Below are 12,576 nucleotides of genomic sequence, written 5' to 3'. Positions count from 1 at the left end.
TGACGCCGCCCGGGCCGCGGGGTGAGGTGGGAGCCGCGGACGACGGCGTCCGGGCACGTCACGTGCCGCCGAGCGAGGGAGGCAGGGCAGTGAAGAAGCTCATCAACGACCCGCAGGACGTCGTCGCCGAGTCCGTCGAGGGGTTCGGCCTCGCGCACGCCGACGTCGTGGCCGTGCACACCGACCCGCTGTTCGTCGCGCGCGCGGGCGGCGCCGTGCCCGGCAAGGTCGGGCTCGTCAGCGGCGGCGGCAGCGGCCACGAGCCGCTGCACGCCGGCTTCGTCGGCGTCGGCATGCTCGACGCCGCCGTGCCCGGCGCGGTGTTCACGTCGCCCACGCCCGACCAGATCGCCCCCGCGATCGCGGCCGCCGACGGCGGCGCCGGCGTCCTGACGATCGTCAAGAACTACACGGGCGACGTCCTCAACTTCGAGACTGCCGCCGAGCTCGCCGACGCCGACGGCGTCACCGTCCGCCAGGTCGTCGTCAACGACGACGTCGCGGTCGAGGACTCGCTGTACACGGCCGGCCGTCGCGGCGTCGCGGGCACCGTCGCGGTCGAGAAGATCGCGGGCGCCGCGGCCGAGCGCGGCGACGACCTCGACGCGGTCGCGGCGCTCGCGCAGCGCGTCGTCGACAACGTCCGCACCATGGGCCTCGCGCTCACGGCGTGCACCGTGCCCCACGTCGGCAAGCCCTCGTTCGACCTCGCCGACGACGAGATCGAGATCGGCATCGGGATCCACGGCGAGCCGGGCCGCGCGCGCGTCGGCCTCGAGAGCGCCGACGCGCTCACCGAGAAGCTGCTGACCCCCGTCGCCGACGACCTCGCGCTCACGTCCGGCGACCGCGTGCTGCTGCTCGTCAACGGTATGGGCGGCACACCGGCGTCCGAGCTCTACGTCGTCTATCGTCGGGCTCGCGCGTTGCTCTCCGGGCGTGGGGTCGAGGTGACCCGCTCGCTCGTCGGCAACTACGTGACATCGCTGGAGATGCAGGGCGCGTCGGTCACGGTGCTCCGTCTGGACGACGAGCTGACCGCCCTGTGGGACGCGCCCGTGCACACCACCGCGCTGCGCTGGTGAGACGGGGCCGGGGAGAGCGGGAGGCCGGGGGATGACGTTGGACGCGGCGTGGGCCGTCGACTGGGTGCGCCGCAGCGCGGCGGCGGTCGCCGAGCACCGCGACGAGCTCGTCGAGCTCGACCGTCAGATCGGCGACGGCGACCACGGCGAGAACATGCAGCGCGGGTTCCGCGCCGTCGTGGCCAAGCTCGACGCGCTCGACGCGCCGCCCGCGACCGTGGGCGACGTCCTGCGACTCGTCGCGACGACCCTGATGTCGACCGTCGGGGGTGCGGCGGGACCGCTGTACGGCACGGCGTTCCTGCGGGCCTCGAAGGCGGGCGCGACCGACGCGCTCGGCGCCGACGGCGTCGTCGCGATGCTCGAGGCGGCGCTCGAGGGCGTCGTCGCGCGCGGCAAGGCGGCACCCGGCGAGAAGACCATGGTCGACGCGCTGACCCCCGCGGTCGCCGCGGCCGTCGAGGCCGCCGACCACGGCGCACCTCCGTCCGCCGTGCTCGCGGCCGCCGCGCTCGGCGCGCGCGACGGCGCGCAGGCCACCGTGCCGCTCGTCGCCACCAAGGGGCGCGCGAGCTACCTCGGGCCCCGGTCCGTCGGTCACCTCGACCCCGGCGCCCGCTCGACCCAGCTCATCCTCGAGGCCGCGGCGTCCGCCGCGGCCGACGCCGACTGAGCGTCACCCCCCGTCCGCACCGACCGGTGCGGCGCACCACGGCACGACGAGGGCGTCGTGCGGAGAGGCAGGACGCGTGACCGACGAGTGGGCGCCCGTGGCGCTGGTGCTCGTGTCGCACTCGCGCGAGCTCGCGCGGGGCGCTGCGCAGGTCGCGGGGCAGATGGCGCCCCGCGTGCTCGTGGTCCCCGCCGGCGGCACCGACGACGGCGGGCTCGGCACGAGCTTCGACCGCGTCGACGCGGCGCTGCGCGAGGCGACCGCCGACGGACGCGCGGCCGTCGTGCTCACCGACCTCGGCTCCGCGGTGCTCACCTCGGAGTCGGTGCTCGAGCTGGCCGACGACGACCTCGCGGCGCGCGTGCGGATCGCCGACGCGCCGTTCGTCGAGGGTGCGGTCGCCGCCGCGGTGACGGCGCACGGCCGCGCCGACCTCGCGGCCGTGCTCGCGTCGGCCCAGGACGCCGCGGCGTCCTTCGGGGCGGCCGCCGGCGCGTCCGAGCCTGCGGCCCCGGTCGCGTCCGGCACGGCGCCGGACGGCGAGGTCCGTGCGACCGCCGTGCTGCGCAACCCGCTCGGCCTGCACGCGCGGCCCGCCGCGCTCGTCGTGCGGATGCTCGCGCCCTACGACGCGGCCGTGCAGGTCGACGGCGTGAACGCCGCGAGCGTGCTCGACCTCATGAAGCTCGGCGCGGTGCAGGGCGACGTCCTGACGATCACCGCGCAGGGGCCGCAGGCGTCCGACGCCGTCGCGCGGCTCGTGGCGGACGTGGAGGCGGGCTTCGGCGAGGTCTGACCCGGGCGGGGCCCGCCCGCGCGGCCGTTAGCCTGGTGCGATGAGCACGCAGCCGCCCGCTCCGCCGCGCCCCAAGCGACCGGCGAAGCAGCAGTTCACGCAGGCGACCCTCCTGCTCGAGGCGTTCCTCGTGTTCTTCGCGACCCTCGTGGCGTACGGCCTGCGCGTGGCCCCGCCGGCGACGGTCTGGACCCTGGGCGGCGTGACCTGCGCCGCGCTGGTCGTCGTCTCCGGCTACGTGGGACGCCCCGGCGGCTACCTCGCGGGCACGCTCGCGCAGGTCGCCGTCCTCGGCTTCGGCGTGCTGGTGCCGATGATGTTCGTCGTCGGCGGCGTGTTCGCGGTCATGTGGCTCGTCGCGCTGCGCCTCGGCGGCCGCATCGACCGCGAGCGCGCCGAGTGGGACGCCGCCCACCCGCCCGGCGGCACCCCCGCCTGACGGACGCGGCCCCCGGGCGGCGCCCGGTCGCCGTTAGGGTGACGCCCATGACTGACGCACCCGCACCGCAGCGCACGCTCGTCCTGGTCAAGCCCGACGGCGTGCGACGCGGGCACGTCGGCGAGGTGCTGCGTCGCATCGAGGCGAAGGGCTACACGCTCGTCGCCGTCGAGCTGCGGCACGCCGACGAGGCCCTGCTGCTCGAGCACTACGCCGAGCACGCCGGCAAGCCGTTCGTCGGAGCCCTCGTGGACTTCATGCGCTCGGGCCCCGTGCTCGCGGCCGTGGTCGAGGGGCACCGCGTGATCGAGGGCTTCCGCTCGCTCGCCGGCGCCACCGACCCGACGGTCGCGACGCCCGGCACGATCCGCGGCGACCTCGCGCGCGACTGGGGCACCAAGCTCATCGAGAACGTCGTGCACGGCTCGGACGGCGAGGAGTCCGCGGCGCGCGAGATCGCGCTCTGGTTCCCCGCGCTCTGACGGCGGTCCGCACGCGCGCCCCGGGCCACGCCCGGGGGCGCGCGTGCGCCGCGCGGTGCCGCGCGTTGCCTAGGCTGCGTGCGTGCACCTCAAGACCCTGACCCTGCGCGGGTTCAAGTCGTTCGCCTCGGCGACGACCTTGAGCTTCGAGCCGGGCATCACGTGCGTCGTCGGGCCCAACGGCTCCGGCAAGTCGAACGTGGTCGACGCGCTCGCGTGGGTCATGGGGGAGCAGGGCGCCAAGTCGCTGCGCGGCGGCAAGATGGAGGACGTCATCTTCGCCGGCACGGCGGGCCGCCCGCCGCTCGGCCGCGCCGAGGTCGCCCTCACGATCGACAACGCCGACGGCGCGCTCCCGATCGAGTACTCCGAGGTCACGATCTCGCGCACGCTGTTCCGCAACGGCGGCTCGGAGTACGCGATCAACGGGCGCGGCTGCCGGCTCCTCGACATCCAGGACCTGCTGTCGGACTCGGGCCTCGGCCGCGAGATGCACGTGATCGTCGGGCAGGGCCAGCTCGACGCCGTGCTGCGCGCGACGCCCGAGGAGCGCCGCGGCTTCGTCGAGGAGGCCGCGGGCGTCCTCAAGCACCGCAAGCGCAAGGAGAAGGCGCTCCGCAAGCTCGACGCGATGCAGGGCAACCTCACGCGCCTGGGCGACCTCACGGCCGAGATCCGACGCCAGCTCGGGCCGCTCGGCCGGCAGGCGGAGGTCGCGCGCAAGGCCGCCGTGGTGCAGACCGACCTGCGCGACGCGCGGGCGCGGCTGCTCGCGGACGACCTCGCGCAGCTGCGCGCACGCCTCGAGCAGGAGATCGCCGACGAGTCGGCCGTGCGCGAGCGCCGCGAGCAGGTCGAGGTGCAGCTCGCCGACGCGCGCACGCGGCTCGCCGCGCTCGAGCGTGAGGCCGCCGAGGCCGCTCCCGCGGTCAGCGAGGCGAGCGAGCTCTGGTACCGGCTGTCGGCGCTGCGCGAGCGCGTGCGCGGCACGGCCTCGCTCGCCGCCGACCGGGCCCGCCTGCTGGGGACACCGACCGCCGAGCGCGGCGGCGGCCAGGACCCCGCCGACCTCGAGGCGCAGGCCGAGCGCGTGCGCACGGCCGAGGCCGAGCTCGCGCGCGAGGTCGACGCGGCCCGTGCCGCGGTCGAGGCCGCGGCCGCCGCGCGCCAGGACGCGGAGCGTGCCGCGGCCGCGGGCGAGAAGGCGCTGGCCGACCTGCAGCGCGCCGCGGCGGACCGCCGCGAGGGCGTCGCGCGGCTCGCGGGGCAGGTCGCGGCACGGCGCAGCCGCGTCGAGGCCACCGAGGCGGAGATCGGGCGCCTGCGGTCCTCGCTCGCGGCGGCCGAGCAGCGCGCGCAGGACGCCACGACGCAGTTCGCGGCCCTCGAGACGCAGGTGGCGGGCGTCGAGGAGGGCGAGGAGGGCCTCGACGCCGAGCACGAGGCCGCGGTCGAGGCGCTCGACGCCGCCGTCGAGCGGGTCACCGCGCTCGAGGAGGCGCTGCGGGCGGCCGAGCGCGAGCGTGACCAGCAGGCCTCGCGCGTCGAGACCCTCGAGCTCTCGTTGTCCCGCAAGGACGGTGCGGGCGCCCTGCTCGCCGCCGAGGGCCTGCCCGGCGTCGTCGGCTCGGTCGCGGCCCTGCTGAGCGTCGACGTGCGCGACGAGGAGGCGGTCGTCGCCGCCCTCGGCGCGCTCGCCGACGCCGTCGCCGTCGAGTCGGTCGACGCGGCCGTCGACGCGATCCGGCACCTGCGCACGGAGGACGCGGGCCGTGCCGCGCTCCTGGTCGCCGGTCCGGCCGCGGCCGCGACGCGTGAGCTGCCGGCCGGAGCGGACCGCGCCGTCGACCTCGTGCAGGCGCCCGCGGTCGTGCGGGACGCCGTGCACGCGCTGCTCGCCGACGTCGTGGTGGTCGACGACCTGGCCGCGGCGCGCGCGGTCCTCGTGGCGCACCCGGACGTCGTCGTCGCGACGCGGACCGGTGACGTGCTGTCGCGCCACCGCGCCTCGGGCGGGTCGGCGTCGGCGCCCAGCGCGCTGCACCTGCAGGCCGCGCTCGAGACCGCGCGCGAGGTCGGGGCCCGCGCGACGGCCGACGCCGAGCGACTGCGCTTCGAGCTCGCGGCGGCGCGCGACGCGCGCGCCGCCGCGCAGCGGGCCGTCGACGACACGCTCGACCGCCTCAACGAGTCCGACGCGGCGCTCGCGGCCGTCGCCGAGCAGCTGGGGCACCTGGGCTCGGCAGCCCGGGCCGCACGGGCCGAGGCCGAGCGCGTCGAGCGCTCCCTCGAGGCGGCCGGCACGACCCTCGCCGAGGACCACGCGACGCTCGCGGAGCTCACGGCGCGGCTCGCGGCCGTGCAGGAGGCGCCCGAGGACGCCGAGGCGGCCATCGCCGAGGCGACGGCGCGGCGCGACGCCGACGCGGCCGCGGCGACGGCGGCGCGGTCGCGCGAGACCGAGGCGCGGCTGACGCTGCGCACGAGCGAGGAACGCGCGCGGGCGCTCGCCGGTCGGGCGCAGTCGCTCGAGCGCGCGGCGGCGGCCGAGCGCGCGGCGCGCGAGCGGGCGGCCCGGCGCGAGCGCGAGCGCGCGCGCCAGGTGGCCGTCGCGCGCGCCGTGCACACGGGCGCGGTCCGGACCGGTGAGCTGCTCGACCGTGCGCTGCAGCGCGCGGCGCACGAGCGGGACGCCGCGGAGGCCGCGCGCGCCGAGCGCGACCGTGCGCTGGGCGAGGTCCGCACCCGGGTCGACGCGCTCGCGCGCGACCTCGCGGAGCTCACGGACGTCGCCCACCGCGACGAGGTCGCGCGTGCCGAGCAGCGGCTGCGCGTCGAGCAGCTCGAGACCCGTGCGGTCGAGGAGCTCGGCCTGGACCCCGACGTGCTGCTCGACGAGTACGGCCCGCACCGCGACGTGCCGGTCGTGCTGCCGCCGGGTGTCGAGCCCGACCCCGACGCGGCGACGGCGGTGCCGTACGTGCGGGCCGAGCAGGAGAAGCGGCTGCGCGCCGCGGAGCGTGCGCTCGCGCAGCTGGGCCGGGTCAACCCGCTCGCGCTCGAGGAGTTCGCGGCGCTCGAGGAGCGGCACCGGTTCCTGGTTGAGCAGCTCGCGGACCTCAAGAAGTCGCGCGCGGACCTGCTGGAGATCGTCAAGGAGATCGACGAGCGCGTCGAGCAGGTGTTCGCGGACGCCTACCGGGACACGGCCGCGGCCTTCGACGAGGTGTTCCCGCGGCTCTTCCCGGGCGGTGAGGGGAGGCTCGTGCTGACCGACCCGGACGACATGCTGACGACCGGCATCGAGGTCGAGGCGCGCCCCGCGGGCAAGAAGGTCAAGCGGCTGTCGCTGCTGTCGGGCGGCGAGCGCTCGCTGACGGCCGTCGCGCTGCTGGTCGCGATCTTCAAGGCGCGGCCCAGCCCGTTCTACGTCATGGACGAGGTCGAGGCGGCGCTCGACGACGCGAACCTCGGCCGGCTGCTCGAGATCTTCCGGGAGCTCCAGGACGACTCGCAGCTCATCGTCGTGACGCACCAGAAACGGACGATGGAGATCGCGGACGCGCTGTACGGCGTGACGATGCGGGGTGACGGCGTGACCACCGTCGTGAGTCAGCGCATGGGGGAAGAAGCGCCGGCCTGACCCCCGCGCGATCGGCGCGGTTCATCCCATGACCCGCGCGTGACCTGGTCGGACGCCCAGATCGGTGCGTGTGTGAAGGTTTGGCGCGGGTTCCGCCGGGGTCGCGCGCGGTGCCGCGCGTGTCGCGCATCCGCGACACAGACTTGTCCCGTGCTCGTCGTGATGGTCGTCCTCGTCTCGCTCGCCGTCGCCGCCGCCGTGCTGGTGGTGGTGAGCGTCACGACCGAGCACGAACGCGACGGCGAGAGCGGCTGGCAGGCGTTCCGGCGCGGGCTGCGCGCCCGTCGTCACCCCGACGAGGTGCAGCGCGAGGCCGCGCGCGCCGCAGCCGCCGACCCGGTCGACCTCTCGCTCGCGGACTTCCTGCGCGCGACCGCGTCCGAGGGCGACGGGTACCTGCACCCCGAGGAGATCACCGAGGACCTCCAGCGGGCGCGCGAACGCGCCGCGCAGGTGCTGCGCGCGCGTCGCGAGCACGGCGGGGACGTCGCGACCGGCTGACCCCCCGCGAGGGGGCCGGGCCGCGTCGGCTCGCCCTCACCGCCGCCCGCCCGACAGACTGTCCACGTGGACCTCAACGATCTCCTGCCGTACCTCATCGGCGCGCCCGTGCTGGTCGCCGGCGCCGTGGCCGCCGTCGTCGTGCGCCGACGCCGCCCGGGCGCCCCGACCACCGACGAGCGCACCGCGCCGCCCGCCGGGACGACGTCGTCGACGACCGCACCGCCGGAGGCGCCCGCACCCGACGTCGCGACGCCTGCCGCCACGACCGACGCGGCGGCGCCCGGCGTCGAGGTCCCCGACACCGCCGAGCTCACGACAGCGCCGCCGCTCGAGACGCCCGCGCCGACCGCCGGCCGCCTGCGTCGCCTGCGCGAGCGGCTCGCGCGCTCGGGCTCGCCGCTGGGCACGCGGCTGCTCGGCGTCCTGTCGCGCGACCACCTCACCGAGGACGACTGGGACGAGCTCGAGGAGACGCTGCTGCTCGCCGACGTCGGCGCCGGCCCCACCGACGAGCTCATCGCGGCCCTGCGCACGCGCGTGCGCGTCGACGGCCTGCGCGACGGCGCGCAGGCGCGCGAGGTGCTGCGCGAGCAGCTGCTCGCGCTCGTCGACCCGACGCTCGACCGCTCGCTGCGCACGTCGCCCACCACCGGCGAGGACGGCACGCGCGTGCCGGCCGTCGTGCTCGTCGTCGGCGTCAACGGCACCGGCAAGACGACCACCGTCGGCAAGCTCGCGCGCGTCCTCGTCGCCGACGGCAGCAGCGTCGTGCTCGGTGCGGCGGACACGTTCCGCGCGGCCGCGGCCGACCAGCTCGAGACGTGGGGCTCGCGCGTGGGCGTGCCGACCGTGCGCTCGGACCGCGACGGCGCCGACCCGGCCGCCGTCGCGTTCGACGCGGTGCGCACGGGCGTCGCGGACGGCGCCGACGTCGTGCTCGTCGACACCGCGGGCCGCCTGCAGAACAAGGCGGGCCTCATGGACGAGCTCGGCAAGATCACGCGCGTCATCACGCGCACCGCGCCCCTGTCCGAGGTGCTGCTCGTGCTCGACGCGACGACCGGCCAGAACGGCCTCAACCAGGCGCGGGTCTTCGGCGAGGTGGCCGGCGTCACGGGCATCGTGCTGACCAAGCTCGACGGCACGGCCAAGGGCGGCATCGTCGTGGCCGTGCAGCGCGAGCTCGGCGTGCCCGTCAAGCTCGTGGGGCTCGGCGAGGGCCCCGACGACCTCGCACCGTTCGACCCCGAGGCGTTCGTCGACGGCCTGCTCGAGGGCTGACACGACGACCAGGGGCCGGGACGCGCCGTCCCGGCCCCTGGACGCCCGCCCGGCACGAAACGCAACGTTTACGCGCAGAGGCCTGCTGTCACACGTGCGTAACCGCACCGCCCGTCGAGCGAAACGGCACCGCTCCACAGTTGTCCCCGTCCGGCCGCCAGGCTGGCGAGGGGAGAGCAGACATGGAGTGGGACACCGGAGCGGCGGCCTGGATGCTGACGTCAGCATCGCTCGTGCTCCTCATGACGCCGGCACTGGCGTTCTTCTACGGGGGCATGGTCCGCGGCAAGTCCGTCCTCAACATGATGATGATGTCGTTCGGCGCGATGGGCGTCGTCGGCGTGGTCTACGTGCTGTGGGGCTGGTCGATGTCGTACGGCTCGGACGTCGCCGGGATCTTCGGCAACCCGTTCGACCAGTTCGGCCTGAGCGGCACGCTGTTCGACGCGGACGGCGCGGCGATCGCGAGCCCGCTCGGCAACTACCCGCAGGTGATCGACGTCGCGTTCCAGGTGACGTTCGCGATCATCACGGGCGCGCTCATCAGCGGCGCGCTCGCGGACCGCGTCAAGTTCGGCACGTGGATCGCGTTCGTCGCGGTCTGGGTGACGGTCGCGTACTTCCCGATGGCCCACATGGTGTGGGGCGGCGGCCAGCTCTCGGGCGCCGAGGGCTCGATCGCGGCGGCGATCTTCGGCACCACCGACGGCGCGGCGAACACGGCGCCGATCGACTTCGCGGGCGGCACGGTCGTCCACATCAACGCCGGTGTCGCGGCCCTCGTGCTCGCGCTCATCATCGGCAAGCGCAAGGGCTTCGGCACCGAGGCGATGCGCCCGCACAACCTGCCGTTCGTCATGCTTGGCGCCGCGCTGCTGTGGTTCGGCTGGTTCGGCTTCAACGCCGGCTCGGCGTTCGGCGCCAACGAGACCGCGGGCCTCGCGTGGGTCAACACGACGGTCTGCACGGCCGCGGCCATGCTCGCCTGGCTCGTCACCGAGAAGTTCCGCGACGGCCACGCGACGTCGCTCGGCGCCGCGTCGGGCATCGTGGCCGGCCTGGTCGCGATCACGCCGGCCGCGGGTGCGCTGCGCCCCGTGACCTCGATCGTGCTGGGCGTCGTCGCCGGCGTGCTCTGCGCGCTGGCCGTCGGCCTGAAGTACAAGTTCGGGTACGACGACTCGCTCGACGTCGTGGGCGTCCACCTGGTCGGCGGCCTCGTCGGCACGGTGATGATCGGCTTCCTGGCGGACGAGGGCGGCCTGTTCTTCGGCGGCGGTGCGAACCTCCTCGTCATCCAGGTCGTGATCGCGCTCGTCGCGGTCCTGTTCTCGGGTCTGACCACCGCGGTCATCGGCCTGATCCTCAAGGCCACGCTCGGCTGGCGCGTCTCGCAGGACGTCGAGGTCGGCGGCATCGACCTCGCGGTGCACGGCGAGACCGCGTACGAGAACCTGGGTGGCGCCCGCATCGTGTCGGAGGTGAAGTGATGACGAAGCTCGTGACGGCGGTCATCCAGCCGCATCGGCTGGACGACGTGAAGTCGGCCCTCGAGGCCGCCGGGGTCCGCGGCCTCACGGTCAGCGAGGCCAGCGGCTACGGCCGGCAGCGCGGCCACACCGAGGTCTACCGGGGCGCGGAGTACACCGTCGACCTCGTCCCGAAGGTGAAGATCGACGTGCTCGTCGCCGACGAGGACGTGGCCGGGGTCACCGAGGTGATCGTCCAGGCGGCGCAGACCGGCAAGATCGGCGACGGCAAGGTGTGGGTCGTCCCGGTCGAGGACGTGGCACGCGTCCGCACCGGCGAGCACGGCGACGACGCGCTCTGAGCGCGCTCCGAGCAGGAGGGGTCACGGCTCACCGATGACGAACGGACGGCCGCCCGCGGGGGGCGCGGCCGGGCACGGGTCCCAGCAGCAGGTCCCGCACCCCGCCGGGGTGCGGGACCTGCGTGCTGCGCGGCTCGACCTGGCCGCACGGATGACGGGTCCGGGCAGCGACGGCGTCGCCCGCCGCCGCGCGATCGCCGACCTCGTGGTCGGCGCCCTCGCGCGCCTGTGGGACGAGGCCACGGAGGGAAGGGAGCTCCAGGGCGTCGCGCTGGGCGTGGTCGGCAGCGTGGGGCGCGGCGACGCGAGCCCGGTGTCGGACCTCGACCTGCTGCTCGTGCACGAGGGGCGCGGGCACTCGGCCGACGAGCTCGCGCGGCTCGCCGAGCGCCTGTGGTACCCGATCTGGGACGCGGGTCTCGACCTCGACCACTCGGTGCGCTCGCTCGCGCAGTGCCGCCAGGTCGCGTCGAAGGACCTGCCCGCGGCGGTCGGCCTGCTCGAGCTGCAGCCGGTCGCGGGCGACGGCCTCGTCGTCGCGCGCGCGACGTCAGCCCTGCTGGCGGACTGGCGCTCGGCGGCGCGCCGCCGGCTGCCCGAGCTGCTGGCCTCGACGCGGCAGCGCGCCGACCGGCACGGCGAGCTGGCGTACCTCATCGAGCCCGACCTCAAGGAGGCGCGTGGCGGCATCCGCGACGCGGTCGTGCTGTCGGCGCTGGCGGCGACGTGGCTGACCGACCGGCCGCACGGTGCGGTCGACCACGCGTACGCGCACCTGCTCGACGTGCGCGACGCGGTGCAGGTCGTGACGCGCCGGCACACCAACCGGCTGCTGCAGGCGGACCAGGACGAGGTCGCGGCGCTCGTCGGCTTCGACGACCGCGACGACCTGCTCGCGTCGATCGCCGAGGCGGGCCGCGTGATCTCGTACGCGCTGGACACGACGGCCCGCAACGCGCGGCAGGCGCTGCAGCGGCCCGCGCGCGGGCCGATGCTCGTGCGCGGCCGCCGGACTCCGCCGCGGCTGCGGACCATCGCCGAGGGGCTCGTCGAGCACGACGGCGAGCTCGTGCTCGCGGTCGACGCGCGGCCCGCGGACGACCCGGTGCTGTCGCTGCGGGCCGCCGCGACCGCGGCACGCACGGGTCTGGTGCTCTCGCCCGTGACCGTCGCGAGCCTCGAGGCGACGCCGCCCCTGCCCGTGCCCTGGCCGCGTCCCGCGCGCCAGCAGCTGCTGCACCTGCTGGGCGCCGGCGCCGCGCAGGTGCCGGTCTGGGAGGCGCTCGACCTCGCGGGCGTCGTGACGACGTGGATCCCGGAGTGGGCGGGCGTGCGCAACCGGCCGCAGCGGTCGGCGATCCACCGGCACACGGTCGACCGGCACCTCGTCGAGACCGTCGCGCGCGCCGGCCGTGACCGGCGCGCGGTCGACGCGCCCGACACGCTGCTGCTCGCGGCGCTCCTGCACGACGTCGGCAAGCGCGCCGGCGCGGGGGACCACGCGGTCGAGGGGGCGCGGCTCGCGGGGCCGATCGTCACGCGCATGGGGTTCGGGGGGGACGTCGCGGCCGACGTCACGCGGCTCGTGCGCGAGCACCTCACGCTCGCGGAGCTCGCGACCACCGCGGACCCCGACGACCCGGCGACGCTCGCGCGGCTGCTCGACGCGGTCGACGACCGCGCCGACCTGCTCGCGCTGCTGCGCGCGCTCACCGAGGCCGACGCGTCGGCGGCGGGCCCCGCGGCCTGGACGACGTGGCGGGCCACGCTCGTCGACGACCTCACGCGCCGGGCCTCGCAGGCGCTGGCGGGTACCCTGGGACGTCCGTAGCCGTTCCGTCC

Annotated in this window: 11 protein-coding genes; all 11 read left to right on the top strand. The window is 76.1% G+C overall.

All coding sequences use genetic code 11. From position 1 onward, the window contains the following. Positions 1–89: 89 nt before the first annotated feature. Complete coding sequence (dhaK, locus tag E4A51_RS04475) at positions 90–1,085, top strand: dihydroxyacetone kinase subunit DhaK (RefSeq protein ID WP_070319730.1); 996 nt, start codon at positions 90–92, stop codon at positions 1,083–1,085. 31 nt (positions 1,086–1,116) lie between these two features. Further along, on the top strand, positions 1,117–1,758 hold the full coding sequence (gene dhaL / locus E4A51_RS04470) for a dihydroxyacetone kinase subunit DhaL (protein ID WP_046528080.1): 642 nt from the start codon (positions 1,117–1,119) through the stop codon (positions 1,756–1,758). A 76-nt stretch (positions 1,759–1,834) separates the two neighbouring features. Next, entirely contained in the window at positions 1,835–2,554 is a 720-nt protein-coding gene (gene dhaM, locus E4A51_RS04465; RefSeq protein WP_134850980.1) for a dihydroxyacetone kinase phosphoryl donor subunit DhaM, read from the top strand. Between the two features lie 40 nt (positions 2,555–2,594). After that, entirely contained in the window at positions 2,595–2,993 is a 399-nt protein-coding gene (locus tag E4A51_RS04460) for a DUF4233 domain-containing protein (RefSeq protein WP_046528082.1), read from the top strand. A gap of 47 nt (positions 2,994–3,040) precedes the next feature. Beyond that, complete coding sequence (ndk, locus tag E4A51_RS04455) at positions 3,041–3,475, top strand: nucleoside-diphosphate kinase (protein ID WP_087509840.1); 435 nt, start codon at positions 3,041–3,043, stop codon at positions 3,473–3,475. Between the two features lie 82 nt (positions 3,476–3,557). Then, positions 3,558–7,118, top strand: a complete 3,561-nt coding sequence (gene smc, locus E4A51_RS04450; RefSeq protein ID WP_206119944.1) for a chromosome segregation protein SMC — start codon at positions 3,558–3,560, stop codon at positions 7,116–7,118. A 150-nt stretch (positions 7,119–7,268) separates the two neighbouring features. Further along, complete coding sequence (locus E4A51_RS04445; RefSeq protein ID WP_226235952.1) at positions 7,269–7,619, top strand: hypothetical protein; 351 nt, start codon at positions 7,269–7,271, stop codon at positions 7,617–7,619. A gap of 66 nt (positions 7,620–7,685) precedes the next feature. Further along, positions 7,686–8,903 carry a signal recognition particle-docking protein FtsY gene (gene ftsY, locus E4A51_RS04440; protein ID WP_070320808.1) on the top strand — a complete coding sequence of 406 codons (1,218 nt, stop codon included), beginning with the start codon at positions 7,686–7,688 and terminating at the stop codon, positions 8,901–8,903. Between the two features lie 182 nt (positions 8,904–9,085). After that, positions 9,086–10,393, top strand: coding sequence for an ammonium transporter (locus E4A51_RS04435; RefSeq protein WP_134850979.1), 1,308 nt, complete (start codon positions 9,086–9,088; stop codon positions 10,391–10,393). Further along, positions 10,393–10,734 carry a P-II family nitrogen regulator gene (locus E4A51_RS04430; protein ID WP_046528087.1) on the top strand — a complete coding sequence of 114 codons (342 nt, stop codon included), beginning with the start codon at positions 10,393–10,395 and terminating at the stop codon, positions 10,732–10,734. The genes E4A51_RS04435 and E4A51_RS04430 overlap by 1 nt, the downstream gene beginning before the upstream one ends. Before the next feature lie 34 nt (positions 10,735–10,768). Beyond that, positions 10,769–12,565 carry a [protein-PII] uridylyltransferase gene (locus E4A51_RS04425; RefSeq protein WP_134850978.1) on the top strand — a complete coding sequence of 599 codons (1,797 nt, stop codon included), beginning with the start codon at positions 10,769–10,771 and terminating at the stop codon, positions 12,563–12,565. Positions 12,566–12,576 lie beyond the last annotated feature (11 nt).

This window comes from Cellulomonas sp. HD19AZ1, from assembly GCF_004535805.1.
GTDB classification, from domain to species: domain Bacteria; phylum Actinomycetota; class Actinomycetes; order Actinomycetales; family Cellulomonadaceae; genus Cellulomonas; species Cellulomonas iranensis.
Note: the sequence above shows the minus strand (reverse complement) of the source record. Positions and strands in the feature narration are given on the sequence as shown.

Coding starts and splice junctions, on each gene's coding strand:
- E4A51_RS04425 (WP_134850978.1), top strand. CDS start 10,769: ATGACGAACGGACGGCCGCCCGCGGGGGGCGCGGCCGGGCACGGGTCC.
- E4A51_RS04430 (WP_046528087.1), top strand. CDS start 10,393: ATGACGAAGCTCGTGACGGCGGTCATCCAGCCGCATCGGCTGGACGAC.
- E4A51_RS04460 (WP_046528082.1), top strand. CDS start 2,595: ATGAGCACGCAGCCGCCCGCTCCGCCGCGCCCCAAGCGACCGGCGAAG.
- ndk (WP_087509840.1), top strand. CDS start 3,041: ATGACTGACGCACCCGCACCGCAGCGCACGCTCGTCCTGGTCAAGCCC.
- dhaL (WP_046528080.1), top strand. CDS start 1,117: ATGACGTTGGACGCGGCGTGGGCCGTCGACTGGGTGCGCCGCAGCGCG.
- E4A51_RS04435 (WP_134850979.1), top strand. CDS start 9,086: ATGGAGTGGGACACCGGAGCGGCGGCCTGGATGCTGACGTCAGCATCG.